Origin of the sequence: Klebsiella sp. HN106, assembly GCF_051209435.1 — a bacterium.
Classification (GTDB): Bacteria; Pseudomonadota; Gammaproteobacteria; order Enterobacterales; family Enterobacteriaceae; genus Klebsiella; species Klebsiella oxytoca.
This window is the reverse complement of sequence record NZ_JBLURD010000021.1, coordinates 23,239-49,049: the sequence shown is the minus strand read 5'-3', so window position 1 is coordinate 49,049 and position 25,811 is coordinate 23,239. Positions and strand designations below refer to the sequence as shown.

Below are 25,811 nucleotides of genomic sequence, written 5' to 3'. Positions count from 1 at the left end.
CCCCCCCCCCCCCCCCCCCCCCCCCCCCCCCCCCCCCCCCCCCCCCCCCCCCCCCCCCCCCCCCCCCCCCCCCCCGCTAGGGTCCATACCTTCCAGCCTCAGACTGGCCTCAGCTTTTTCAAATCCTCTTGCCCTGACTGAACTGTTTGACATGGCCCCTCCGGTTAAATTTTGTTTAGCTATATTATAATATTTTAGCCGCTAAAATCATGCAATACTGCAAATTACTTAAAAAAAAATCCCGCGACTGCGGGATTCTGAGCGGAAATTGATACTTTTATCCTTCAATAAGGCAAATTATTTTCACGTTTTCGAGATTTAGCTCTTCTTCTACACCAGTTGAATCAAACTTAATCCAGGCAAGCCCTTCTTCACTTGGCCGCTTGGTCAGGATAAGGCGGCCCTGCTCCCCCAGGTACTCAACGATAACAATAGCCTTTTTGAATTTATCAGGATCGGTTTCCTTTTCTGGCGTCTTACGGACCTTATCGGTCACATCGTTATCATCGTGGCCGTCCGTATCATCCTCGGCGGCTTCCGAATCGGTACGGCCATTGAAGGCGTCAATGGTGTCTGGATCACGCTTGCTGGATTCTTTTTCGTCCAGGAACTCACGGAAAACTTTCACCGCACTACGGGTAATGTCTTCACCCTCGTTCTCTTCAAGCAGTTTTTGAACTTCTTCCGGGTCTTGCTTGTAAGCCGTTACCAGCTCATTAACTACGGTAACATCACGGATTGAGCCTTTATTAAAAGCATCTGCTATACAATCCGGCAGGTCCAGCAACGCGGCGTGTTGGGTTACGAACGCTGGCGACTTGCCAAGCCTTTTAGCAATCTGAGATTTTGATACTCCCTCAGCCAGTTTGCGGCCAATGTGTACGGCAATTTCACGCGCCGTCAGGTCATTACGCTGGATGTTCTCAATGACCTGATCATCGTCGCTATAGTCATTATCGATAAAAGCGGGAATTTGTTTCTTCCCGGCCACTTTACTGGCTCGCCAGCGACGTTCTCCATGGTTAATGATATAGCGCCCCGCTTGCTCCGGGTTCTCACGAACGGAGACAGGCATTTTCACGCCACGCGCTTTAATGGTATCAGCCAGCTCCTTAATGGATTCCTCTGAGAATCCTGGGTTGTCCTGCTTACGCGGCTGTTCAGGATCGGGATCAATCGCGTCAACGTCCAGCATCAGTGGTTTACCCTCAGCACCTGCAGACGCATCAAGAAAGTCGGATAGATCACCAACGGTATCAAGGCCAAGGCCGGAAGAATTTTTTTTAGTCATTATGCAACCTCCATCTTAGTAAAAACATGATCGGCCAGTGCTCTCATTTCCTGGCTGGCTTTACGTGCTGCTGTCTTCTTGATTTTCCAGACAGGGACATGTGAAGCCAGTGCATCAGCAATGCTGCTTCGCAACCCGACAGACACAGGAACCATTAACGTAGGGTAGGCCGTCTGCAGCTCCTGCAGGTGGTTTACATGGCGAGGATTGCGGCCATCTACCTTACTTGGAACCATACCAATAAATTCCAGCTTGCTGTTCATTTTGCGTTTCACCTGGGTGAAGGTGGTCAGCATTTTTTTAATACCCTGAATGGAGTACACCTCAAGCTCAATAGGGCATACCACAAAATCAGCGCTCGCCAGCGCAACGATAAGCGCATTGTTAACCGTAGGCGCAGTATCAATCAGGCAGACGTCAAAGCCACTGTCGGCCAGCTGCTGCAGGTTATGGCGGAACTGCTTCACCATTTCGGGCAGATTTAATTTTTCTACGTTTGCCAGCTGAATATCTGACTCAATGAGAGAAATTCCGCTCTCAGGAATTTGGGTAAAGCGAGTTGGCTCGATCTCGCCCCACATTTCATTCGCTTTAATGCCGGACGAGAACTGTTTCAGGGTAAAAGAGGCGTTGCCCTGGGTATCCATATCGATTACAGCAACCCGCTTGCCTCGTTCTGAAAAATCAAATGCCAGATGAACCAGGGTGGAAGTCTTGCCAACACCACCTTTTTGATTTGCTGTAACCAATACTTTCATAGCCATCGCTATTCTTCCTGTTTACGTTTTGCCTCGTCAGCCCACTTTTTAACAATGAAAGCCTGCCGCTCCGGTAACACTACTTCAATACGCACAAAGCCGTCAGGTACTTCTTGTTTATAGGCATCCCACACTCTGTTAACTGCCTGAGAAACAGCCCCGCGAGAAATATCCAGCGTTTCAACAAAATATTTCTGCGGCCTCCCTTCAACCAGTACGCCATAAGCGATATCAAGCGTTTGCTTACCAACATTCAGGCTTCGGGTAACTCTTGCAAATACCTCATTAGTCAGGCGTTTTTTTTCACTTTTTTCACTTTTTTCATCGCCAGTTTTGGCAACGTGCAGGTCATTACTATTAACAGTCGTCATAAAATTTACTTCCAAAATCAACGTCTTTGACTGGACGCCTCAATGACACCGCAAACACAGTTTAGCTAAACTGTGTTTTCAGGTCAATCATTTTAGCCGCTAAAATCTATTTTTTAATGGATATAACGAAAAAACCCGGAAAGCCGGGTTATTTCAGTGCAACATCTTTGATGAAAGTTACTCGTTTTTTCATCTGCGCCCCCCACAGGAATAACATACCTCCGAGGAGAACAAGAATCCCACTAATCGAAAATCCTGCAGATGAAACAGAGGTAAAGATACGTGCCTTTTTCAGTTTTCCCTGCGCATAACGGGTAGCCGGTGGCGTGATTGTTTCCTTAAAAGCAGTCATTTCAAGCCCGTATCTGACATCAGCAGGGACAGGCTCAGCTGGATTACGTTGATAGTCGGCTACAACCTTCCTGACCAGATCGATATCGGATTTGTTTTCCTTGATACCGGCCTGCGCTTTGACGTAATCAAGTAACTTGGCGGTTTCTGGAGTCTGGCCGCTGATTTTTTCAAGATAGGTAACAAGCTCTGCTGGCTTATCATCCTTGATAAGCTGCCTGACTACTTCTGTCGGCGAAAAGGAATCATCTTCTGGCGTTTCAGTTAACGTACTCAACATCATCTTGGCTCCGAAGATGACGGGAAGGATTCCCAATAGAGGAAGAACGGTCGTTACACCTTCCCCGTCAAACACCTTAAAAATTACAATGATAAGCCAAATCAAAAAGCCGACGCTGATAGCTCCCACAAACGACTTCAAAACACCTGCATAAATCATTTTGTGTCCCCAGCATAAATGACAGCTGATTAGTATTACGGCGCTTTGGGCTTCCATGTAGCCATAATGTAAGTCAGGGCTGCCAGTACAAAGAAACTGATCACAAACGGCCAGGCTGCAGCAAACGGGCCATCACTCCATTTAAACATCATTTTGAAAAACTGAATGACAACGTTCGCGATCAGCAGGAAGCGAACAGGAATCCATAGAATGACCAGCACCATGTACACCGCACCAATGACTCCATGAATGATATTACGCATGGCGCTCCCTGATGTTTGACCGGCAGCATTCTCGACCGGCTGGCCCTGCTGCTGTTTACTGTCCTCTTGACGAGGAAATTTAACGACATTGGTCATACTGGCCTCCTGCTGGATTCAGACACTGAACCGGTTAGCTAGTGTCCTCTGCGATGAAGCGTTAATGTTGGCTGGCATACGCGCCGAACAGCAAGCTCCATGATTTCTTTACTGATACGTTGATTTTCTTCTGGCGTAAGACATTCAGCACAAATTTGACCTAATTCAGCCTTTAATGAATTTGCACCAAAAACGCTATGTTTAAGCATGGTGAGACTGCAGCCGCAACGCTTGCAGTGAGTATGGATAAGTGTATTTTTCATCGGAATTCTCCGGCTGCTGACCTGAGTGCTTTACCCGGCCTTCACAAACATTATAGGACATTTTGTCCTATCCTGCAATTTTAGCGGCTAAAATTCTTTTCACACCTTCCAGATTTTACCCAATCCGGCATATTCAACCAGGATAGCCCAGGCCGAAAAAGGAATGGGGGTATCTCCCCCAATCCAGCGCCTGACGGTTCGACTGTCTTTCAGTCCGGTCAGTGTGGCTGCTTTGCTTCCTGTTAGCTCTGCTATCTGCATCAAAGTACGAATTTCTTCTGGCGTCGGACAAACCCATCCCGCACCAAAGGGTAAAAAACATTCTGACCTGATTGAGACAGGGTAGGGTTTAGTTTGCATTCACGATTCACCTGTTTTGTTGTCTTCCAGTAATTTCAGTTGATCAACATTGTAAAAAGTACGAACGCAAGTAGGGTCAAAATCCACTACCTGAGTTCCGCGACGGTTGATTCGATAACGTATAGGCTTATCTTCATGCGCCTCCACGCATCCTGAATCGTATATCGTAACGATTTTTACAATAGTGCCAATATTTTTAGCAAACACCGGATGATGCACACTCACGATTTCACATCGAGCACCAACGTAAAATTCCTTGTAGCGCTCAACGGTAATCATCCTATCTTTGTATTCTTTGGGACGTTCCTTTGCCAGCTGCTTGCGCCGTTCGCTTTCGGCCCTCATAGCTTCTCTTTCAGCCTCCCGTTCTCTCTGCATAACCGCTGTAATGCGTTCCTGGGCTGCTACAGCCCATTTACGGGCGATAAATGCTTTAGAGGCGGGTAATAACGCCTCAACCCTAACAAAGCCGTCAGGGAGCGTTAGAGGCGTTCTGTCAGGGGGAGGCGAAAGGGATTTTAACCAATCAGGCAAAGGCTCAGATGCCAGCCTGTCACGGGAATCAGCAGCGATAAAAGCAGGTTTCTTTCTGGCGTCAATCAGGCTTTGAAATACGCGGGATACATGTGCATCAACGGTTTCTCCAGGTCTGACTTCTGAAAGCCTAACAAAATGCGAACGATACCCTGTTTCGGATACAAAGGGTGCGCCTAAATCAACGGCATGAAACGAGGTGGAAAGATACCCCATCATACATCCGGCTTCGACCTTAACCCTTGCTCGCATACCACTGAAACTTTCGATGATAAAATCACCGTGCTGGCCCCACATAGGAACGCTACCGTCATCAGCACGGCAATATTCACTGATAACATGAGCCGCTTCATGTTCACCGGCATTACACCCAAAGAAGGTTTTACCGTTCATTTTCCAGATACAGGCTTCAAACCGGTACACAGCATCATGACGCTGTTGCAGATCACCGGTCATACAGGCTTTATTCAAATCAATTAGCGCAGAGTACGCCGCGTCCAGAATTCGATGGTCGTCCGGCAGCTGCTGCGCAATGGCTTCCATTTGCTGATCGCGAGAGTCATCGCCAGGATAATGTTTGGACATATTAAACCCCTGAAAAATCCCCTGCAGAGCAGGGGATAAAGACTCACTTAATCGATGGCCGCACGGAACTGCGCATATTCTTGATGCCCGCTGGCGTAATCAAACAGCTGATGATAATAAGCACTGCATCTTTCTGAAAATGGCAGATTAGAATTAGCAAGCTGGGCCAGCACAAAACTGGTTGCCACCATACCTGCAGCTTCTGCGCTTAACAAACCGTCAAAGTAATTACCCTGGACAGAAATACGGTAATGTTCACGGCTGTTTGGTGCCATAAAATAACCACCATTTGAAAGTTCATAAAAATCCCACTCACCACCATCGTAATGGGCTTCAATTTTATCCAGCGCACTACTTAAATATTGGCTTTTATTTTCAGAACTTAATTTACGCATCCACTTATAAGTGTGGTTTTCCACCAAAAGCCAGTATTGGCCGAAGAATTTCGGCATAAACATCAGGCGTTCTTCATAATCTGTAAGTTTACGAGCAGTAACGATAACTTCATTATTCATCGGAGTTCTCCGGTAGTTGACCTGAGTGATTTACCCGGCCTTCACAAACAGTATAGGACATTTTGTCCTATACCTCAACACTTAATAAACTGTTGAGAAAATTTTATTTGTCATCATATTTCCTTTTTATCTAAGAGCTGAATAAATTTAAGAAGGCCCGCTATGCGGGCCAGTTTGCAAATCATTTTTTAATGAAGCGCTGCAGCTGCTGCTTAAAATTATATTCAAAGTCCGGTTCAAAATCCCATGCGCGCCAGATAAGAAGATTGGTATCAGCCTCGCGAATTTCTACCTGGTGATCATCGTACTTAGTAACGTTAGCAACCTTAACAGTTACAGTATCGACAAGGGGAGGGAGGTTCTTAAGTACATCTTTCATCGGAGTTCTCCGGTAATTGACCTGAGTGACTTACCCGGCCTTCACAAACATTATAGGACATTTTGTCCTATAATGTGAAGTGTTTTATTCTATTTCCCGACAAATTCTGAATACAGCAACCACCCAATAACAATGATACATGCAATATCAAAAAATAGAGAACAGTATAAATAAATACCTTCTGCTTTAATAAATTTTGTGAAGTGTGAATTAAACAAATCAGCACTTATATTCTCTTTGAGATCTTTATTCATTTTCTTGGCGTCAATCATTGCGTGAATTGACTTTATTAAATTGTGAAAACTTGCAAGTAATGAAAAGGTAAACACAAACAAATATAAATCCTTTTTTGTCCCCACCTCAAGCAGATAATAAATAAATGATGCAATAATCAAAACAAAGAAAACGGCAGATACTATTGACTGGATAATGCAGCGTTTTCTGTCCCATTTTATAAAACTTAAAAATGGTCCTTCTTCCAGACCTCTTCTTCATTATCATCATTTCCAGGTAGATCATACTTACCATCTAAAACTTTCTTTATAAATTGACTACGCTTGATGAAATTCATCATTACCGCAAAAATTATATACGACAAAGCGGCAACAATCATTCCAAAGTGAAGTAACGGAAATGTCGTAAATACCGTTTCAAAATGCGCATTATCATTCATATAAGTTCCTTCTTATTTTCCAAAACAACCCAACACTTCGAACCATCATACTCGTTACCACCTTCGGCAGGCTTTGTTGAATAAATCAGATTTCGGGTAAGTCTCCCCCGTAGCGGGTTGTGTTTTCAGGCAATACGCACGCTTTCAGGCATACCTGCTTTCGTCATTTTGTTCAGCGCTCGTACCAGGGCCATAGCCTCCGCAACCTGACCATCGTAGTCACGCAGCGTCAGTGAACCCCCGAACAGCTGTTTTACCCGGTACATCGCCGTTTCCGCTATCGAGCGACGGTTGTAATCTGTTGTCCATTTCCACCGCGCATTACTCCCGGTCATTCGCTGATTAGCCACTGCACGGTTACGGTCTGCATATTCACCGGGCCAGTAACCCGCACCTTTTCGGGGCGGGATAAGCGCGCTGATTTTCTTACGCCGCAGTTCATCGTGACAGAGCCGGGTATCGTAAGCTCCATCGGCGGCGGCTGACCTGATTTTCCGGTGGGTTTGCCGGATTAACCCGGGGAAGGCCTCTGAGTCCGTAACGTTGTTCAGCGACAGGTCAGCGCAGATGATTTCATGTGTTTTACTGTCAACTGCCAGATGCAGCTTACGCCATATACGACGGCGTTCCTGGCCATGCTTTTTGACTTTCCACTCGCCTTCACCGAAGACCTTCAGCCCGGTGGAATCAATTACCAGGTGTGCGATTTCACCCCGGGTGGGCGTTTTGAAACTGATATTAACCGACTTTGCCCGCCTGCTGACACAGCTGTAATCCGGGCAGCGTAGCGGAACGTTCATCAGAGAAAAAATGGAATCAATAAAGCCCTGCGCAGCGCGCAGGGTCAGCCTGAATACGCGTTTAATGACCAGCACAGTCGTGATGGCAAGGTCAGAATAGCGCTGAGGTCTGCCTCGTGAAGAAGGTGTTGCTGACTCATACCAGGCCTGAATAGCTTCATCATCCAGCCAGAAAGTTATGGAGCCACGGTTGATGAGGGCTTTATTGTAGGTGGGCCAGTTGGTGATTTTGAACTTTTGCTTTGCCACGGAACGGTCTGCGTTGTCGGGAAGATACGTGATCTGATCCTTCAACTCAGCAAAAGTTCGATTTATTCAACAAAACCAGTTACAGCCCTTCGGCGATGATTCTCGCCGCTGAAGCCAGCACATCGCGGCGGCTCTCTGCGTTCTGTTGCGGCTGGGTAAAATAGGTCACCAGAACCAGCGGCGCACGACCCTGCGGCCAGATCACCGCAATATCATTGGTGGTGCCGTAGCCGCCGCTGCCGGTCTTATCACCCACAGTCCACGACGTCGGTAAGCCGGCCCGAATGCTGGCTGCGCCGGTCGTATTGCCTTTGAGCCACGTCACCAACTGCGCCCGCTGGGTTTCGCCCAGCGCATGACCCAGCGTAAGCTGACGCAACGTCTGCGCCATCGCCCGCGGCGTGGTGGTGTCTCTCGGGTCGCCGGGAATGGCGGTATTCAGCGTAGGTTCAGTGCGATCCAGACGAAACGTCTCATCGCCGATCGCGCGGGCAAAAGCCGTCACGCCTCCCGGGCCACCGAGCTGGGCAATCAATTTGTTCATGGCGGTATTGTCGCTGTACTGCAACGCGGCCGCGCTCAGTTCTGCCAGCGTCATTGTGCCGTTGACGTGTTTTTCGGCAATCGGATTGTAGTTAACCAGATCGGCAGGCTTGATCTCGACAGGCTGATTAAGCAGCTGCTTTTGCGTTTCACTCTGCTTAAGCACCGCCGCGGCCGCCATAACTTTACTGGTACTGCACATTGGAAAGCGTTCATCACCGCGATAAAGCACCTGCGTATTATCTGCGGTATCGATGAGCGCGACGCCCAGCCGCCCTCCGCTGCTTTTCTCCAGCGCCGCCAGCTTTTGCTGCACCGCACTCGTCTGCGCATAAAGCGGCGCGCTGCCCAGCAGCAGCGGAATGCACGCCGCCGCCGCGAACATCATCCGTTGCACTCTCTTTGTCACCATCTCAAACTCCCAATACGGTCAATCCGTGTTACATCAGTATTCCCTAAATTCCACGTGTGTTTTTTATTAGCTTCAAAAATCACTATTTCACGAAGAATTTAGACTGCTTCTCACACATTGTAACATTATTTACAACCACCTTTCAATCATTTTTGATAAATCATTGATTTCATCTTTGCTGCAATGATACTTAATAAACTCTGCAAGTTATCCACAGAGCAACACTCAATTTTATTGATGATATTCTTATTATACCAGACATTTTTCATACACTCCCTTGTACGGATAGTTTTCCGACAACTTCATGATTACATATCTTGCGGTTTTGATTATTTTTGCTGCAAGAAATACATACTTCAAACGAAAGGTCTTTATTTGCTGTCTGTATTCTGAAGAGTCCAAGGAATCAAACTTGAACAACAAAAATAGGTTATATGAAAGCATCATCATTTGAAACACGGCTTCATTCGCCCAAAATGACTTTAGCAAGAGATGACCCACCGCCATGTCGTATTTGGCTTCTTTGATATAGTTTTCAGCATTACCACGCTTTTCATAGTATATAACTACTTCGGATATTCAAAGCATGATCAGCGCTCTACAAGAGCGAGCGCAATCCGCTGTTACAGTCATGGAGCAAAGTAGTCGGCAAGCGCACACGAGTGTAGCTCACGCAGAGGAAGCAGCTACAGCTCTTGATGGAATTGGCCAACGCGTTAACGAAATTACCGACATGAACGCGCAAATAGCGACTGCGGTCGAGCAGCAGGGAGCAGTAAGTGAAGACATAAACCGCAGTATTATCAATATACGCGATGCTGCTGATACCAATGTACAGACCGGGCAGAATAATTTGCAAAGTGCGAAATCTGTCGCTCAGTTAACTAGCGCTCTGAGCGAACTGGCAAAACAGTTTTGGGAAAAACGAGGATAACGCTTTTCAGTATCTCGACAGGGATAACTTACTTTACCATCGGTTATCCCTTTTAGCCGCACAAATTTTAGCCATGGCTTTTCAGGAAGTCAGGGCTATCAGAATGGCCTTAGAAAGCCTAGTCAAAGAGCTGTCACGAGAACACCGTTAGCTTAGCGTACGATTTTTTCCGAATTCTGCGGTTCCCCCATAACGATCCTAAGACGATCCCTTTAAAGCCCTTCTTTCTGGCGTAAACCCTTGCTGTCTTATAGCGGTTCAGAATTTCGAAGTTTACCTGGTATCTCTAGCGAGTATCTATGTCCGGCAAAGGTACTTTGCCGAGAGCGAAGCGGCCTAAGCTCGCGAAGCGAGTGGGTTATTATGTAGTTACATCATCCGTTAAGGTTTCTGCTTTGGGCCTTGTTAAGGCCCGGAGCAGAAAACCTTTAAGGGCCAGATGTTTTGTACATTGGTTAGTGCGGTTGCGCCAGAGATTTATCTCTGGCAGAGCGAAGCGGCCTAAGCTCGCGAAGCGAGTGAGTCATTTTGGGGTGAAGACCGCTTGCGGTCGAGGGGCTTGCCCCTGGGGGGATGGGAGGCCGCTTGCGGCCGGGAGGGATTGAGAAGGGGGGTTCCCCCCTTCGGGGGCGTCGTTAGACGCGGTTAAAAATAAGGTTAATTTTTTTGGTTAAAAGTGGTTAAAGGATCGGTTAAAAGATTGGTTAAAGATCTGGTTAGAGGGGTGTGCAAAACTCAATTAAGACAATGATTATTAAGTGGAAAAATATCCACATGCGCCCCTCATATGTCATAAAGTAGCCCCTCAAGTGTCATGAAATCGCCCCTCATATGTCATAAAGTAGCCCCTCAAGTGTCATGAAATCGCCCCTCATATGTCACCATGACGCCCCTCAAATGTCGTAATTCCGCCCCTCAAATGTCATATCTTTACCGGTTTATAAACAAGGTTATCCACAGAAACGGGGGATGATTTGAGAACGTGATTAAGCTATGTACAGCTAAACATTTTTTTTTTGGTAGCTAAACTTACGGCAAAAAAAAAGGGCGGTAATAACTCGCCCCTCAAGTGTCGTAATGTTGCCCCTCAAGTGTCGCCATCTGATTTAGGCTCGTCAGTGCTTCGCTTACAGTAGATACGATCTTTATCTACCCAGGCACTGTGAATGAGGCCGCTTTCTTTAAGTTCAACGCAGGCTTTATTGACCTGTTCGCGCCACTTTTTAATGCGATCTGAATCAGAACCGCACATCAGCTTGAAGGTATCCAGTTTCATAGGGTAGGGTTCGCGGTGGGAACCAAAGTAATCAAACAAGCGGCGAGCGGTGGGGGAGAGCTTGCGATATTTTTCCCAAACAAATTTCGAATAATGGTCCCCGGCAAAGAGTAAAACCATTTCCTTATCAATCATCACTTCACAGCGCGATGACCTTGTACCGCGCTCAATAACGCGAAATCGTCCGATTAGAGAAACCGACTCCAATTGCCCGACGCGATCAGAAATGAACTGCATGGCCGTTGCCTGCAGCCGGGTAAGACACTCCTCAGCTTTACTGATGTAACGCCCATTGTAAGACCATCCTAAATCCTGACAGAGTTCATAAAAAGTGAAAGTAATGGGTTCTCCCATGGGTTTCCTTTTGGCGTACTCTAGAACTTGCTGCCATACCAACTCGTCATCATCGGCCCTTAGCTCAAGTCCGGTATACGTGATACGCACGTCCTTATTGATATGATAAATTTCTTTTTTTTGCAGAGCTTCGCGGGGCTGACGCTTATTTTTAACAGTAAAGAGCGCAGAGCGCGCATAGTCGTTAGGTAGTGCTCGCATGGAATCAGGCCATGGAGCAATATCGAAAAGCGTCAGCTGCTTTTGTGTATTCTTTTCGTCGATAGTTTTTTTACGCTGGGCCAGTGCAGCCTCTTTCAGCTTATCGAGTTCTGAATGTGTTTTGTTATCTGTCATAAAAGCCTCAGCCGCTTTATCTGCGAATTGAGAAAAGGCCCATAGCGGGCCTTCATTCTATACTATGTTGCCATAGGGAACTTTGCAGCGTTTTCTGCAGCCTTACCCCATACCTTGATACGGAAAAAGTCGGTATATTACTTGACTTCACCGCTTTCCTGTTCTTTATAGCTCCCGTTAACCGCTATATCGAAAATTGCGATCGGTGTGCTTTTTGCTGTATACCGTAACTCTGTGTCTTTTGTTAGATTTCCGATAAACTGAAAACGCTTAAGATTTTTTATATGCAGATCTCTATCTCTGTGACTAGGGAATATAGAGTTTAGCTAAACAATTTGATTCGGTCAACATTTTAGCCGCTAAAATTTACATTGAGGCGTAAGCGTATCGTGTACAACCTAATTTTTTTTACTAACATCCTCAGACTGCTTGAAGAAAGAGGTATGACAAAGCAGGAGCTTTCCCAAAAAGCCGGGGTTTCAATCTCTTTTTTGTCGGACCTAACAAATGGAAAAGCGAACCCATCTTTAAGGGTGATGGAATCCATTGCTAATGCCCTCGATGTAGCCCTTCCTGTTCTCCTTGAAACAACTGATCTTGATGAACACAGCCTTATGCTGATGGCTAATGGAAAACCTGTTAAGAGCCTTCCCCCTGGCTATGTAAGAGTGTCCGTCATACTTTCCGAACAGCAAGCCTTTCGGGTACGTATGTGGAGTGATCAGGCTCGCCAGAAGTTAGGGCAGGAAGCAAAGGCAATGCTGGAAAAAATGCAGGAAAAGAAAGACAGTTAACGCCAGAAAAGGATGGTTCTGCAGGGATGCAGATTTTAGCCGCTAAAAAACATCCCCTTTCCCCGTCTTCGAACTACCAATAATTTCTCTTTAATGCTGGATTAACTCTTGCTTGCAAGTTTGTTTCGGTATATCGTTTGCCGTAATTTCAATTGTAAAAGCTATGTAAAGAAAAAGAGGAATTATGGACGCTGTAGATTCCGTTGATTTAAGAGCGATAGAAAAGCTCAAAAGGGACATGGGGCCAAGTTTGATGGAAGCGTTGGAAGATCCTGAAACGCTGGAAATCATGCTCAACCCGGATGGCAAGCTGTGGCGTGAGAAATTCGGTCAGCCTATGTTCTGCATGGGAACAGTGCCTGTACAACGTTCAAAAACCATTCTTCAAACTATCGCGGGCTTTCACAAAAAGATTATCGATCACAAATCGCCATTTCTTGAATGTGAACTCCCTATTGATGGTTCCCGTTTTGCGGGTCAGCTGCCGCCACTGGTTGCCGGTCCAACCTTTGCTATTCGTAAGAAAGCCTCACGCATTTTCCTTCTGGATGAATATGTAGATAAAGGCGTAATGACCAGGGCGCAGGCTGATTTTATTTGTCGCGCAATTGCCGCGCATAAAAATATTCTGGTTATTGGTGGTACTGGTTCAGGGAAAACAACGCTGTTAAACGCCATCATTGCTGAAATAGTTCGTCAGTTTCCAGACGAGCGTATCTGCATTATCGAAGATACGGGCGAACTGCAGTGCGCCGCGCAAAATTTTGTTCAGTATCACACCACTGTTGACGTCACCATGACAGACATTCTTCGTCTGATCCTGCGTATGCGACCTGACCGTATTTTCGTAGGTGAAACACGCGGCCCGGAAGCCCTCGATATGCTTGACGCCTGGAACACCGGGCATGAGGGCGGCGCGGCCTCACTTCACGCCAACAACACGCTTTCTGCTCTCACGCGTCTGCGTTCACTGATCTCACGTAACCCGTTTGCTCCGCGAGAAATTGAGCCGGTAATCGGCGAAGCGGTCAACGTGATCGTCCAGATTTCTAAAACTACTGAGGGTCGCCGGATTAAAGAAATCCGCGAGATTCAGGGTTATGAAAACGGGGAATATATTTCCCAGCTCATTGCAGCTTAAAAAATGGAGGACATATCTACCACACACAGCAACGAAACTCAGGCCAACGGGCAGGCCATAAAGCTCAACCTTATTCAAATCGTTCCAGAACAACCTTAGTAAGGGGTTATTTAATGAAAACAGGTCTTTCCCACTTCAACCTCAGCAAACACGCCTTTATTGCATTTTTGGGCGCGATGCTGTTTTTCATGGCAGCTGAACCTGCTCTGGCGTCAAACACATCTGGCGGTGGCCTGCCGTTCGATGACTGGATGACCAACATCCGTACTTCTGTTACAGGACCATTTGCATATACCGCTTCCATTATCGGCCTGGTCGGTGCAGGCGCGATGTTGATCTTCGGCGGTGATATGAACGGGTTCCTTCGTACCCTGATTTTCATCGTTCTTGTTCTTAGCTTCCTGGTTGCGGCTCAAAACACGTTGTCTGCAATCACCGGGCAGGGTGCAGAACTGGCAGCAATGCTGACCAGCTCTAAAACAGGGGGAGTGGCATAACCATGGCATTACGCACGATCCCCATTCGTAGGGCGGCTTCAAGAACGAACCTCTTCATGGGCGGGGACCGTGAATTGGTTATGTTTTCAATCCTGCTGGCAGCGGTCCTTATCTTTACATCACAAGACTGGATCGCTGCCGGTGTAGGCATCGTGATTTGGGCAGGAGCACTTTTCCTGTTAAGGAAAATGGCTAAATCAGATCCGATGTTACGCCAAGTTTATTTGCGTAGCCTCAAATACAGCCAGCCGTATTATGCGCCCCGCGCTACGCCGTTCCGCAAAAATACAGGAACCCAAGGCAAACGTTATGAAAGGGTGAAAAAATGAATACCGCAATTCCTGTCTTAGTTGCGCTGATAGGGCTGATCTTGCTTGGCATGATGCTGGCTTACTATCAGCGTATGGTGAAGGAATATCACCTTAAAAAACATCGCTCGAAGGATGAAGCCTTAGCCGACATGCTGAATTACGCCGCTGTTGTTGATGATGGCGTGATTGTATGTAAGAACGGTTCTTTTATGGCGTCATTCTTTTTTAAAGGTGCAGACAACGCGAGCGCGACCGACCAGGAAAGAGAGCTTGTCTCATTTCGCATTAATAAAGCGATTGGCAGACTCGGCAACGGCTGGATGATGCACGTTGATGCAATGCGTACCCCGGCTCCGTCATACAGTGACCGAAACGCTTCACACTTTCCTGATCGTGTTTCCGCTGCCGTGGATGAAGAACGCCGCCGTCTGTTTGAAAAGCTGGGGCAACTGTATGAAGGGTGCTTTATCGTTACCTTCACCTGGTTCCCGCCAGCGCTGGCAGAAAGCAAATTTACGGAACTGATGTTTGATGACGACCGCGAAGCCTCCACTGATAAAGACGCTACGCTGAATCTCATTGAAAAATTTAAGCATGAAATCAGCATAATTCAGGCGAACCTTTCACAGGCAGTTTCAATTGAGCGACTGAACGGCGTGAAAGTCGAACTGGAAGACGGCTCCGTCGCAACGATGGATCAGCAGCTGGAATACCTGCAGTATTGCATTACGGGGCTGCAACATCCTATACGTCTGCCAAACAACCCTATTTATCTGGATAGCCTCATTGGTGGTCAGGAGTTTATTCCTGGCATCACGCCACGTATCGGGAAGAACTTCATTCAGGTTGTGGCGATTGAAGGCTACCCCTCTGAATCTTATCCGGGCATTCTCACTAAGCTGGCCGAACAGCCATGTGAATACCGCTGGTCCACGCGCTTTATTTTCCTCGATTCTCACGAAGCCATTTCAAAGCTGACGGCATTCCGCAGGAAGTGGAAACAGAAAGTACGCGGTTTTATGTCTCAGCTGTTCAATACCAATAACGGCTACGTTGATGAAGACGCATTGTCTATGGTCAACGATGCATCTTCTGCTATTGCAGAGACTAATTCCGGTTTGGTCAGTCAGGGTTATATCACCAGTGTCATTGTCCTGATGAATGAGGACCGCCAGAAGGTCGAAGATGCCGCTGAGTTTATGCGCAAGGCTGTTAACAATACCGGCTTCGCCGCGCGAATTGAAACCGTGAACACGGTGGATGCCTACTTTGGTTCCTTACCGGGCCATGGCGTTGAAAACGTGCGGCGACCGCTGGTAAATACCCTTAACCTTGCCGATCTGATGCCAACCAGTACAATCTGGCCGGGCGAAAATAAAGCCCCAAGCCCGATGTTCGAAGTAGGCGCACCACCATTGACACACTGTGTCACGTCAGGGAATACGCCATTCAGACTTAATCTGCATGTTCGTGACCTCGGCCACGCCTTCATGTTCGGGCCAACCCGTGCAGGTAAATCTACCCATCTGGCGTTAACCGCTATGCAGTGGCGTCGTTACGCTAACTCGCGCATTTTCACTTTCGATAAAGGTCTGTCGATGTTTGCTACCTGCAAGGCCGTAGGCGGGAAGCATTTCACGATTGCCGGTGATGATAACCAGCTGGCGTTTGCACCTTTATCACGACTGGATACTCCTACACGCCGCACATGGGCGATGGAATGGATTGAAGCCATTCTGATCCTGAACGGGGTCAAAGTTGATGCTCCTATGCGAAATGCTATTGCTGACGCCATTAAGAGTATGTCTGAGACTCACTCCAAAACCCTGTCTGAATTTACGGTTACGGTTCAGAACAATGTCATTCGTGAGGCACTCAAACAATACACCATTGATGGCAACATGGGTCATCTGCTCGATGCAGAAGAAGATGGTCTTGATATTTCTGACTTCATGACGTTCGAGATTGAACATCTCATGAACATGGATCAGAAATACGCGCTGCCGGTGCTGCTCTATCTCTTCCGTCGCATTGAAGAATCGCTGGATGGTAGTCCTACACTCATCATCCTCGATGAGGCCTGGCTCATGCTGGGTCATCCAGAATTCAGGGGCAAAATCCGCGACTGGCTTAAATCCATGGCTAAGAAAAACTGCTCTGTTCTTATGGCAACTCAGCAGCTTAGTGATGCGGCCAACTCTGGCATTCTCGATGTCATTATTGAGTCAACTGCCTGCCGAATCTTCCTGCCAAACAGCCACGCCCTGCAGGAAGAAGCCATGCCTCTGTATATCAATATGGGGCTTAATCGCCGTCAGATTGAAATTATCGCGTCTGCCGTACCAAAACGCGATTACTACTACGTATCCGAAGAAGGCCGCCGCCTGTATCAGCTCGCGCTGGGGCCACTTGCGCTGGCATTTGCGGGAGCTACTGATCCCGATTCAATCGCTGCAGTTAAACAACTGTCCGAAACATACGGTGATGGCTGGGTTGATGAATGGCTACGCACTAAGGGTCTGGACTTAAATGATTATGAGTATGAGGTCGCTGCATGAAACTTTTTAACGGTAAAAAAACCCCTCAGCCTGATAGCCCTAATCCGTATCTCAATGCACGTCGTTCATGGAATATCCACATGGGCCATGTGCAGCAGTTCGGGGCGCTGGGTATTTTCATTGGTGTAGCGGGTCTGCTTATCGGTCTGGCCGCTGTGGGGGGAATTACTTACATCGGGAGCCAGTCGAAAATTGTCCCGATGGTTTATGAACAGGACAAGGCAGGTAACTACGTCAGCCTGACACGGGCAGACCGTTTGCCGCCAGCGAAGATCGACGACTACCGCACCGCTGTATGGAACTTTATCGATCACATCAGAACGGTTACGCCAGATGGTGAACTACAGCGTAAGTCCGTATTGCGCACCTACGCGTTTTTGTTCCCGGATGATCCCGCCACAACAAAAGCGAATGAATACCTGAATGGTTCGAAAGAACGTAATCCTTTCACCCGTGCAAAAACGGAAATGGTCAGCACTGAGCTGATTTCCGTTCTGCAGCAAACGCCAGATACCTGGCAGGTTGACTGGATTGAGACAACACGTAACCGCGACGGTACGTTAAAAAATCCACCGGTCCGAATGCGAGCACTGGTCAACGTTTATCAGAACACTAATCTGAACGCAAAAATTAACGAAAACAATGATGTGATGAACCCACATCGTATTTTCATTAAAGATTTCAACTGGTCAAAACAACTGTAAATTCGGGGCCGAAACATGAAAAAGTCAATTATCTCAGCGTTAATTTTGAGCTTACCGCTTCTGGCTAATGCGGCTCCCGGTAGTGATCCGCTGGCCGACCAATATTTCTCTAACAATGAGCCATCGCTCACACCACAGGAGCGAGCAGCCATTGGAATAGGTCAGAAATGGCAGACCGGTGCTGGCAGCGTAACCAGTAAGCCATTTGCAGGGCCAGACGGTGCAATCAGTTACGTGTATACAACGGGCCAGACGCAGATTGTCTGTGCCGTACTGCAGCTGTGCGATGTCGCTTTGCAGCCAGGAGAGAACGTCAACAATATTGACGTTGGTGATCCACGCGTAACGGTATCTCCTTCAATCACTGGTTCTGGTGCAGCGCAGCAGCTGCATCTGATCATCAAGCCTCTGGATGTGGGCCTTGATACCTCTTTGGTCGTGACGACTGACCGCCGCACATATCGTATGCGTGTTAAAACCAGCCGCACCAAATTTATGCCGTATGTGTCTTTTACCTACCCGGAAGACGCGCAGGCTAAATGGGATGCCATTCGGACGCGTGAAGCCAAGCAGCTGCGTGACAACACAATTCCTCAAACTGGTGAATACCTGGGGAATCTGGATTTCAACTACAAAATCAGCGGTTCTGCTGGCTGGAAACCGGTACGTGTATATAACGATGGCGTCAAAACCATTATCCAGTTCCCTAAAACGATTTCTTCTGGCGAAACCCCAATCCTTCTGGTTGTGCGTAAAGAAGGCGGGCTGTTCTCTAAAGACGAAACGCAGCAGGTAAACCTGCGTACCCAGGGAGACAGAACGATTGTCGATGGCCTGTTTGACAAGGCATATCTGGTAATTGGCGTCGGTTCGAGCCAGGAAAAAGTGACTATCACAAGGGGCTAATAATGAAAGCAGCAATGAAATTAACCTCTGCTATGGTGCTGGCCGCAAGCCTGTTAATGACTGGCTGTGTCTCTTCCGGTTATGGCAACTATTCGAATGCCAATATGTTCGCCTCTACGAGCATGGCAGATAACACCGTTGCGCATCTGGCAGCGCTGTATCCTCCGGGACGTACTACGTTCACGATGAAACAACCTGCCAAAGATCAGTTCGGTTCGGCACTTGTTCAACGTCTTCGGTCGCGGGGTTATGCCGTTATTGAGTTCACGAAAGACGGTAAGCCTCAGAGCGCCCTGGCAAATTCAGGGACCACTCTTGGTTATGTCGTGAACACCGTCGCGCCTAACCTGTACCAGGTCACAACGTATGTTGGTGGCGTCACGTTAAGCCGTGGTTTCGCTCTGGCAACAGACGGCAAAGCATACCCGGCAGGCCCATGGACTCGTGAGGAATAAAGGATGGCTGACCAAGATAAAATGTCCCCCGACGCTTCTCCGGGCGTTGCTAACAAAACCGGTGTACGCCGCGTTAACAAAAGACCTATGTACATTGCTATAGGCTGTGTGGCTGCATTCTGCCTTGTCGTTGCATACGTCGCGAATAAACGTGCCAACCAGGGCGCGTCTGATACGGCAGAAACGACTGTTCAACGCGGCAGCAGCCGCGATACCTCAGCAATGGCAATGGATGTTATGGGAGGTGGTAGTTCCGGGCTTATTGAAGCACCGGCAACACCGCCAGAGATTCCGAAACAGGATGATAAAACCAAACCGAGCACAGATTATACAGCGGTTCCCGTTGCACCGGTGGCTGATCCAGATCAGCCGCCCGTACCGCAACGGTCGGAATCACCACGGCAGAATGATCCAGAAGCAGACCAGATTCGTCGCAATAAAATGCGTGATTTTGTTGAGGCCGTAAAAGCTAAAACGGAAGTGAGCCTGCCTAACCAGCTTGGGCGTTCAACCACTGCAGGCAATACACCGCAAACCCGCGATGAAATGCTGCAGGAAATCGCTAACGTTCGCCGTCAGATGGAACAGAACAATGCTGGCGATGCTACTGCAAGTTATGACGCTCAGGTTCAGAGAATCCGGGCCTCTATGAATGGCGGCGCAGATAGCGGCAGCGATACTGGTATGCAGCTGGCATCAGTGGGTGGTACTTCCGTTTCCCGAAATGACATCAACCAGTTCGGTAAGAAAGGGCAGGGTGACAGATGGTTACTGGATGAAAAAGTTTCGGCACCACACAGCCAGTATGAACTTCGTGCGGGCTGGGTCATTCCTGGCGTCATGATTAGCGGTATTAACTCTGATCTTCCAGGGCAGATTGTTGGTCAGGTTGCTCAGGACGTTTATGACTCGGCAACAGGCAAATACCTTCTTATCCCTCACGGTACTCGCGTGATAGGTACATATTCAAGCGATGTTGCCTATGGTCAGGAAAGGGTCATGATTGCCTGGCAGCGTCTGGTATTCCCGGACGGAAAAGCTCTTGATTTAGGCTCCATGCCGGGCGCAGATATGGCGGGTTATTCTGGTTTCCGTGATCAGGTTAATAACCATTACTTCCGTATCTTTGGTAACGCTCTGCTGCTGTCAGGTATCACCGCGACAATTGCTTACTCTCAGGATCGCGACCAGAACAATAACAACTCGAATCAGGCTCCGAACATGAGCAGTGAAATGAGTGCAGCGCTGGGTCAGGTATTCGGTCAGGCCATTGCGCAGGTTGTACAGAAAAACCTGAATATCGCGCCTACGCTCGAAATTCGTCCGGGTTATCGCTTCAATATCATGGTCACTAAAGACCTGGCATTCACAAAACCTTATCAGGCATTTGATTACTAAGAGGACAAGACGATGAGTACACGTTTCGTTTTAGCCGCTAAAAAAGCGTTACTGGCTTCCTTCGTGGCGTCAATCATGGCATTACCGGCGCAAGCCGGTATCCCTGTCATCGATGGTACTAATGTGGTGCAAACCACGATCAGCGCAGTCAATAACGTTCAGGCTGTGGCAAAACAGATCCAGCAGTACCAGACGCAGCTGCAGCAGTATGAAAATATGCTCAAAAATACAGTCGCACCTGCGGCCTATATCTGGGATCAGGCCAATTCAACCATCAACAAATTGTTGCAGGCGCAGGACACTCTTAATTACTACAAAAATCAGGCAGGGAGTCTTGATTCATATCTGAAACGCTATCAGGACGTGAATTACTACCGCTCATCACCGTGCTTTAACAGTAATGTTGAATGTACTGCGGATGAAATCAGCGCACTGCGTAAAGCTGAACAGAACAGCTCTGAGGCACGTAAAAAGGCCAACGACGCTGTGTTTAAGGCTCTCGACGAACAGCAGGAAACATTGCAAAGCGATGCTGATAACCTGGCAGATTTGCAGACTCAGGCAACCGGCGCGCAAGGGCAAATGGAAGCTATTCAGGCAGCTAACCAGCTTGCCAGTGCTCAAACGAACCAGCTGCTGCAAATCCGCTCGCTCCTGGTAGCTCAACAAAACGCTGCAGCAACACTGGCACAGGCTCAGGCCGATAAAGAGGCCCAGCAAGCAGCTGCATCAGAAACATTCAGGGCTGGGACTTATACCAAAAGCCCCGCTCAATCTTGGTAAGGTGATACTCCTATGAAATATATCATTCCACTCATTCTGTCGGCGTTCTTTATCACAGCTTGCGATCAAAAAACCGAACCCAGCCAGATTGATTGCAGTAAGTCAGTATCAAAGATGACTGACCAGGAAAAAAACCAGTGCGGTAAATCTGGCGAGTTTACAAAAAGCCCCGAAAAGAAATGGTGACAGAATGAAATTCAGGCATCTAATTTATCCTTGCTTATCTGTGTTGCTGATATTAATCAGCACACAGGCACAGGCTGCACCATTAGATAGTGCTGGGTTGCTTGATGATATCCTTAACCGCTTTGCAAATGTTGCCAGCACTTGGGCTGGCACCATACAAAATTACGCGACCTGGATATTTTGGTCATTAGCGGTAATTTCGATGGTATGGACATTCGCAATGATGGCAATGCAGGGCGAAGGATTATCGGCTGCTCTTGCAGAAGTAGTTCGTTTTTTTGCTGTGTTAGGTTTTTTCTTCTATCTGCTAAAAAACGGCCCGGCAATATCGGTTGATATTCAGGATTCATTACGACAACTCGCGGCTAATGCTTCTGGTTTATCAAAATCATTCTCGCCTTCGGGCATAGTAGATATAGGGTTTGATATTGTATCGAGAGTCGTAGACCAATCATCTATTTGGTCCCCAGCTGACTCAACTGTCGGCTTGATTTTAGCCGGAGTTATTCTATGCGTATTAGCACTTGTCGGTGTAAATATGCTTCTCCTACTGATTACTGGTTGGATTTTAAGTTACGGCGGTATTTTCTTACTCGGTTTTGGCGGTGCTCGTTGGACTTCCGATATTGCCATTACATTCTTCAAAACAGTTTTAGGAATTGCCCTGCAGCTGTTCACAATGGTTCTAATCGTTGGTATTGGAAAATCCTTCATAGACCAGTATTACCAAGCGATGGGCGCTGACGCAGTACAAATGAAATCTATGTTTGTAATGCTTGTAGCCTCAATTGTTCTTTTGGTTCTTGTTAATAAAGTTCCTCCTATGGTTGGCAGTATTGTAGGAGGCGCGTCAATGCAAGGCATTGGTGGCTTTGGTGCCGGTGCAATTATTGGGGCTGCAGCTGCAGCAGGAGCCGCAATAGCAACTGCTGGCGCTGCAGCGGCAGCGGGTGCCGCAAATGCAGCTGGGGGCGCATCAGCACTCAAAGCGGCGTTTGAATCAGCACAAGCAGCCATGGCCGAAGAATCAGGTTCTGGCGGTAAAAGCGGTTCAGGTTCCGGTGGAGGATTTGGCGGCGGGGAAGATACCGGTTCTGTAGATACTTCTGGGGGCCAACCATCTGGCGGTTCCGGTGGTTCGTCTGCAGGGAGCAGTTCAGGTAGCGCCAGCGGAGGAAGCCAGGGGTTTGCTTCTTCATTCTCACGAGCTGGCCGTATGGCTTCTCACATGGCGAGTAGCTTGGCAGAGGGCATGGCTGCACGCAATACGGCCAAGCATGACTCAAAAATCAGCGCGGCAAAAGACACCATTGCACAAACTGCAGGTGGTCAGCTTGCTTCCCAAATCCGTGCGCAAACAGCTGCTCGTCAGTCTGGCCCGATGGTTTCAGATGACACGGCTATGCAGGGTGCTTTCGCCAGTAACGATAACGCCAGCACAAATCAGTTTAGTGGTGACGGCCTGAGTGGAAGTCAGCCAGATACAGACAATGGTTCTGGAAAGTCACAGGCTCCACAAGGCAGTGATGAATATGAACAGTTCAAAAACAAACAAAACTTCTAAGGGGTTCGTTATGAAAGCAATACTTTCCGTTCTGGTTCTAGCTGCAAGTTCTGTTGCTATGACAGCCCCGGCTAAAGCCGCAGATCCATGCGAACAGGTCTTATGCCTGTATGGTGTGATGACAACCGGAAATGTCGCAAGCGGGTGTTCAGGGCCGGTTGGTGACTATTTCAATATCATCGAGAAAAAACACGGTTCTTTCCTGCCGGATCATACTTCGCGCAAGCGTAAAAAACAGCTGGATAAGTGCTCATCCGCTGGAAGTGATGTGGTTGAAAAAATTAATAACAAGTTTGGCCGTCTTCGCGGGCTGTGATCAAAGGAGAATAATATGCCGTATTTAGATATGCCACCGGCTCAGGTTGAACGTGTAGTTTGCTCAATTACTGCAGCGATAAAATATCAGGTTCCGGCTAACATTATGTTAGCCGTAGCTGAAAAAGAGGGTGGTAGTACCGGACTTGAGAATAAAAATCGCAACTCAAATGGCACATATGATGTGGGCCGTATGCAGTTCAATACGATTTATTTAAAAGATCTGGAAAAATACGGCATTACAGCAGAGGACGTAGCACAGCCTGGCTGTTATTCATATGATTTGGCTGCGTGGCGTATACGCGGCCATATCAAAAATGATAAAGGCGACATCTGGACAAAAGCTGCAAATTATCATTCAAAAACGCCTCAATTTAACGAGGTCTATCGTGCTGACCTGATAAGAAAAGCAGCTAAATGGCAGACATGGATTGAAGCACGCTTTAATACGTTTGATGCGACAAAGCCTGCCGGAACGACTCCACAGCCGCAACTGGCGGCTGCAGGGGTTACGCCAGAAGAAAGGGCGGGGAAAAGCATTGCGCAGGTTACTGACCTTGCACAAAGCGACACACACGCTACAGAACCGCCAAAGAATGACGGGACAGCAGCAACACCATCTACGCCGGATCAACTTATTGGTTTTGCCGCTTCTGTAAAACAAATTCCGGTTAAAAGCGTCGCAAAGGCTGACTACCAGCAGCCCGCACAGCAACTACCTGGTCGTTATAACAAGGCTGCAGCGGATGCACTGGCTGCAGTATATGGAAATATCAAACTACGTTGATTTTAGCGGCTAAAACATGCCTTTCAAAAATGTAGAACTCATTAAGTGGGTCGCTTTAATCTTAATGATTGGCGACCATATTAATAAATATTTATTAAATGACACAATCCCCATTTTATATAATGCCGGACGTGTTGTGATGCCTCTTTTTTGCTTTGTTCTGGCGTATAACCTTGCCAGACCAGATTCATACACCTATAGCGTATATTCAAAAGTCTGTCAGCGCCTGATGATATTTGGCCTTCTGGCGACACCTGCATACATAATGCTGGGTGGTGTAATTGATGGTTGGTGGCCGCTTAATATCCTTTTTACCTTGCAGGCCGTCACCATCATTTGTTACCTCATTGAATTAGGCGAACGTAGACATCTTCTCTTTGCTTTATTAGTTTTTGCTGGCTATGGCGCAATAGTTGAATTTTGGTGGCCTGCGGTGGCTATGGGTGTATGTATCTGGCTATATTATAAGAAGGGAAGGGGAGTATTTATTCTCCTTGCATTTGTCAGTTGCGTACTACTTACTGTTATTAACCATAATTTTTATGCACTACTGTCTATACCGTTAATTGCAATTATCGGGAATATCCGTTTTAATCTCCCCCGGCTAAAATGGTTTTTTTACGTCTTCTATCCCACACACCTTTATCTGATTCTGGCTTTACAGCTTTACCTTGCTACAAAGGGCTATCTGTTTTTCACCTGAGAACGCCCGGACAGCTGGGGATTAACAAATCCCCCCCTGGATGATGGGAACCCGGCCCTGTCCGGGCGAGCCATTTTAACACCGGCATAGTGATGCTGATAGAAGATGCAAAAAAGCCCGACTGGCAGCAGGGACATTACATGCGCAGCGGGCGAACTCCGGGCCGGTATGACACGCACACGGCCAGCCGGGGACAGTACATGCGCAGCGGGCGAACTCCGGGCCGGTATGACACGCACACGGCCAGCCGGGACAGTACATGCGCAGCGGGCGAACTCCGGGCCGGTATGACACGCACACGGCCAGCCGGGACAGTACATGCGCAGCGGGCGAACTCCGGGCCGGTATGACACGTACACGGCCAGCCGGGACAGTACATGCGCAGCGGGCAAACTCCGGGCCGGTATGACACGCACACGACCAGCTGGGGACAGTACATGCGCAGCGGGCAAACTCCGGGCCGGTATGACACGCACACGACCAGCTGGGGACAGTACATCGATAACATTAAAAAAGCCCCTGGAAAGGGGCTAAATTTATTTCTTCTTAATCTCTTTCACGAGTCTGGCGACAGCCGTTATAAGGGTGGCAAGAGCGAGGATGATCTGAGGGAGGTTCTGGATAAGTTCGGTGCTCATCGATAAGACCTTTCTAAGGAAGGGATGCCGTTTCCGACAAAACAATTATCTCCAAATCAAGGTTTCTGCTCCAATTGATTTTTTATATCCCTTTACCTGTCCAAATAGTCTCTCTAAATTGACACCTCTATTTCTTGCTGGCGTAAAACCGCTTTTGATTTCATTTCTTTCGCGTGGTTGCAGCTCGGACAGCGGCTACTTTATCTGCAAATGCTTTACCTTCAAGAAAATCAAAATTTCTCGTGTTGATGAAAAGGAATAAAACAGTATAGCTATAACCGCGATGAAT

General features: G+C 47.8%; 31 protein-coding genes and 1 pseudogene. 16 read left to right on the top strand and 16 right to left on the bottom strand.

Features of this window, described 5'->3' with window-relative positions:
- Positions 1 to 277: 277 nt before the first annotated feature.
- The 14 genes and pseudogenes from ACSIPU_RS27860 to ACSIPU_RS27795 form a co-directional block, all read right to left on the bottom strand.
- Positions 278 to 1,291, bottom strand: coding sequence for a transcriptional repressor gene korB (locus tag ACSIPU_RS27860; protein ID WP_000162907.1), 1,014 nt, complete (start codon positions 1,289 to 1,291; stop codon positions 278 to 280).
- Positions 1,291 to 2,055, bottom strand: a complete 765-nt coding sequence (locus ACSIPU_RS27855) for a ParA family protein (RefSeq protein WP_240217976.1) — start codon at positions 2,053 to 2,055, stop codon at positions 1,291 to 1,293. The genes ACSIPU_RS27860 and ACSIPU_RS27855 overlap by 1 nt, the downstream gene beginning before the upstream one ends.
- Positions 2,056 to 2,057: 2 nt before the next feature.
- Entirely contained in the window at positions 2,058 to 2,420 is a 363-nt protein-coding gene (locus tag ACSIPU_RS27850; RefSeq protein WP_077249815.1) for a TrfB-related DNA-binding protein, read from the bottom strand.
- 148 nt (positions 2,421 to 2,568) lie between these two features.
- Positions 2,569 to 3,210, bottom strand: coding sequence for a klaC (locus ACSIPU_RS27845; protein ID WP_100249813.1), 642 nt, complete (start codon positions 3,208 to 3,210; stop codon positions 2,569 to 2,571).
- A gap of 35 nt (positions 3,211 to 3,245) precedes the next feature.
- A complete protein-coding gene (kleE, locus tag ACSIPU_RS27840) occupies positions 3,246 to 3,569 on the bottom strand; it encodes a KleE stable inheritance protein (RefSeq protein WP_048207653.1) in 324 nt (107 codons plus the stop codon).
- A 38-nt stretch (positions 3,570 to 3,607) separates the two neighbouring features.
- Positions 3,608 to 3,832, bottom strand: coding sequence for a DUF2688 domain-containing protein (locus ACSIPU_RS27835; RefSeq protein ID WP_003019687.1), 225 nt, complete (start codon positions 3,830 to 3,832; stop codon positions 3,608 to 3,610).
- A 99-nt stretch (positions 3,833 to 3,931) separates the two neighbouring features.
- A complete protein-coding gene (locus tag ACSIPU_RS27830) occupies positions 3,932 to 4,192 on the bottom strand; it encodes a KorC protein (protein ID WP_003019685.1) in 261 nt (86 codons plus the stop codon).
- Positions 4,193 to 5,311: a protein klcB gene (locus ACSIPU_RS27825; protein ID WP_071443965.1), complete on the bottom strand. Its 1,119-nt coding sequence runs from the start codon at positions 5,309 to 5,311 to the stop codon at positions 4,193 to 4,195.
- A 47-nt stretch (positions 5,312 to 5,358) separates the two neighbouring features.
- Positions 5,359 to 5,826: an antirestriction protein gene (locus ACSIPU_RS27820; protein WP_071443966.1), complete on the bottom strand. Its 468-nt coding sequence runs from the start codon at positions 5,824 to 5,826 to the stop codon at positions 5,359 to 5,361.
- A gap of 181 nt (positions 5,827 to 6,007) precedes the next feature.
- Positions 6,008 to 6,205: a DUF905 family protein gene (locus ACSIPU_RS27815; RefSeq protein ID WP_048207659.1), complete on the bottom strand. Its 198-nt coding sequence runs from the start codon at positions 6,203 to 6,205 to the stop codon at positions 6,008 to 6,010.
- Positions 6,206 to 6,665: 460 nt separating this feature from the next.
- Entirely contained in the window at positions 6,666 to 6,878 is a 213-nt protein-coding gene (locus ACSIPU_RS27810) for a hypothetical protein (RefSeq protein WP_223307920.1), read from the bottom strand.
- 125 nt (positions 6,879 to 7,003) lie between these two features.
- Positions 7,004 to 7,972 (bottom strand): IS5-like element IS903B family transposase, encoded by a 969-nt coding sequence (locus ACSIPU_RS27805; RefSeq protein ID WP_013362812.1) that lies wholly within the window; start codon positions 7,970 to 7,972, stop codon positions 7,004 to 7,006.
- 34 nt (positions 7,973 to 8,006) lie between these two features.
- On the bottom strand, positions 8,007 to 8,882 hold the full coding sequence (locus ACSIPU_RS27800; protein ID WP_032277257.1) for an extended-spectrum class A beta-lactamase CTX-M-27: 876 nt from the start codon (positions 8,880 to 8,882) through the stop codon (positions 8,007 to 8,009).
- A 249-nt stretch (positions 8,883 to 9,131) separates the two neighbouring features.
- Positions 9,132 to 9,455, bottom strand: a pseudogene (locus ACSIPU_RS27795) (transposase); the annotation flags it as partial.
- 13 nt (positions 9,456 to 9,468) lie between these two features.
- Between ACSIPU_RS27795 and ACSIPU_RS27790 the strand changes: the two are divergent.
- Complete coding sequence (locus ACSIPU_RS27790; protein WP_058914894.1) at positions 9,469 to 9,816, top strand: hypothetical protein; 348 nt, start codon at positions 9,469 to 9,471, stop codon at positions 9,814 to 9,816.
- Between the two features lie 1,087 nt (positions 9,817 to 10,903).
- Here ACSIPU_RS27790 and trfA read toward each other — a convergent pair.
- Positions 10,904 to 11,782 (bottom strand): plasmid replication initiator TrfA, encoded by an 879-nt coding sequence (trfA, locus tag ACSIPU_RS27785; protein WP_048207660.1) that lies wholly within the window; start codon positions 11,780 to 11,782, stop codon positions 10,904 to 10,906.
- Between the two features lie 137 nt (positions 11,783 to 11,919).
- Complete coding sequence (locus tag ACSIPU_RS27780; RefSeq protein WP_048207679.1) at positions 11,920 to 12,066, bottom strand: single-stranded DNA-binding protein; 147 nt, start codon at positions 12,064 to 12,066, stop codon at positions 11,920 to 11,922.
- A 105-nt stretch (positions 12,067 to 12,171) separates the two neighbouring features.
- On the opposite strand from ACSIPU_RS27780, the gene ACSIPU_RS27775 reads away from it, so the two are divergent.
- From ACSIPU_RS27775 to ACSIPU_RS27705, 15 genes are all read left to right on the top strand, one after another.
- Positions 12,172 to 12,576 carry a transcriptional regulator gene (locus ACSIPU_RS27775; protein ID WP_048207662.1) on the top strand — a complete coding sequence of 135 codons (405 nt, stop codon included), beginning with the start codon at positions 12,172 to 12,174 and terminating at the stop codon, positions 12,574 to 12,576.
- Between the two features lie 184 nt (positions 12,577 to 12,760).
- Positions 12,761 to 13,717 (top strand): P-type conjugative transfer ATPase TrbB, encoded by a 957-nt coding sequence (gene trbB, locus ACSIPU_RS27770; protein ID WP_032932562.1) that lies wholly within the window; start codon positions 12,761 to 12,763, stop codon positions 13,715 to 13,717.
- A gap of 113 nt (positions 13,718 to 13,830) precedes the next feature.
- Positions 13,831 to 14,214, top strand: coding sequence for a TrbC/VirB2 family protein (locus ACSIPU_RS27765; RefSeq protein ID WP_003019650.1), 384 nt, complete (start codon positions 13,831 to 13,833; stop codon positions 14,212 to 14,214).
- A gap of 2 nt (positions 14,215 to 14,216) precedes the next feature.
- Positions 14,217 to 14,543, top strand: coding sequence for a conjugal transfer protein TrbD (locus ACSIPU_RS27760; RefSeq protein ID WP_003019648.1), 327 nt, complete (start codon positions 14,217 to 14,219; stop codon positions 14,541 to 14,543).
- Complete coding sequence (locus ACSIPU_RS27755; protein ID WP_046960649.1) at positions 14,540 to 17,083, top strand: VirB4 family type IV secretion/conjugal transfer ATPase; 2,544 nt, start codon at positions 14,540 to 14,542, stop codon at positions 17,081 to 17,083. Before ACSIPU_RS27760 ends, ACSIPU_RS27755 begins: the two co-directional genes overlap by 4 nt.
- The gene (locus ACSIPU_RS27750; RefSeq protein WP_046960648.1) at positions 17,080 to 17,787 is read left to right on the top strand and encodes a VirB8/TrbF family protein; all 708 of its coding nucleotides are present in this window, start codon (positions 17,080 to 17,082) and stop codon (positions 17,785 to 17,787) included. The genes ACSIPU_RS27755 and ACSIPU_RS27750 overlap by 4 nt, the downstream gene beginning before the upstream one ends.
- Positions 17,788 to 17,802: 15 nt before the next feature.
- The gene (gene trbG / locus ACSIPU_RS27745; RefSeq protein WP_003019641.1) at positions 17,803 to 18,693 is read left to right on the top strand and encodes a P-type conjugative transfer protein TrbG; all 891 of its coding nucleotides are present in this window, start codon (positions 17,803 to 17,805) and stop codon (positions 18,691 to 18,693) included.
- Between the two features lie 2 nt (positions 18,694 to 18,695).
- The gene (locus tag ACSIPU_RS27740) at positions 18,696 to 19,148 is read left to right on the top strand and encodes a conjugal transfer protein TrbH (RefSeq protein WP_032194780.1); all 453 of its coding nucleotides are present in this window, start codon (positions 18,696 to 18,698) and stop codon (positions 19,146 to 19,148) included.
- A 3-nt stretch (positions 19,149 to 19,151) separates the two neighbouring features.
- The gene (locus tag ACSIPU_RS27735) at positions 19,152 to 20,546 is read left to right on the top strand and encodes a TrbI/VirB10 family protein (protein ID WP_103849418.1); all 1,395 of its coding nucleotides are present in this window, start codon (positions 19,152 to 19,154) and stop codon (positions 20,544 to 20,546) included.
- A 12-nt stretch (positions 20,547 to 20,558) separates the two neighbouring features.
- Complete coding sequence (gene trbJ, locus ACSIPU_RS27730; protein ID WP_046960647.1) at positions 20,559 to 21,329, top strand: P-type conjugative transfer protein TrbJ; 771 nt, start codon at positions 20,559 to 20,561, stop codon at positions 21,327 to 21,329.
- A gap of 12 nt (positions 21,330 to 21,341) precedes the next feature.
- Positions 21,342 to 21,515 (top strand): entry exclusion lipoprotein TrbK, encoded by a 174-nt coding sequence (gene trbK / locus ACSIPU_RS27725; protein WP_024252956.1) that lies wholly within the window; start codon positions 21,342 to 21,344, stop codon positions 21,513 to 21,515.
- A gap of 4 nt (positions 21,516 to 21,519) precedes the next feature.
- Complete coding sequence (trbL, locus tag ACSIPU_RS27720; RefSeq protein WP_059327623.1) at positions 21,520 to 23,079, top strand: P-type conjugative transfer protein TrbL; 1,560 nt, start codon at positions 21,520 to 21,522, stop codon at positions 23,077 to 23,079.
- A 10-nt stretch (positions 23,080 to 23,089) separates the two neighbouring features.
- Positions 23,090 to 23,395: a lipoprotein gene (locus ACSIPU_RS27715; RefSeq protein WP_032310194.1), complete on the top strand. Its 306-nt coding sequence runs from the start codon at positions 23,090 to 23,092 to the stop codon at positions 23,393 to 23,395.
- Positions 23,396 to 23,410: 15 nt separating this feature from the next.
- Positions 23,411 to 24,181, top strand: a complete 771-nt coding sequence (locus tag ACSIPU_RS27710; protein ID WP_048207671.1) for a conjugal transfer protein — start codon at positions 23,411 to 23,413, stop codon at positions 24,179 to 24,181.
- Positions 24,182 to 24,197: 16 nt separating this feature from the next.
- On the top strand, positions 24,198 to 24,884 hold the full coding sequence (locus tag ACSIPU_RS27705) for a TraX family protein (protein WP_053065212.1): 687 nt from the start codon (positions 24,198 to 24,200) through the stop codon (positions 24,882 to 24,884).
- Positions 24,885 to 25,811: the final 927 nt, after the last annotated feature.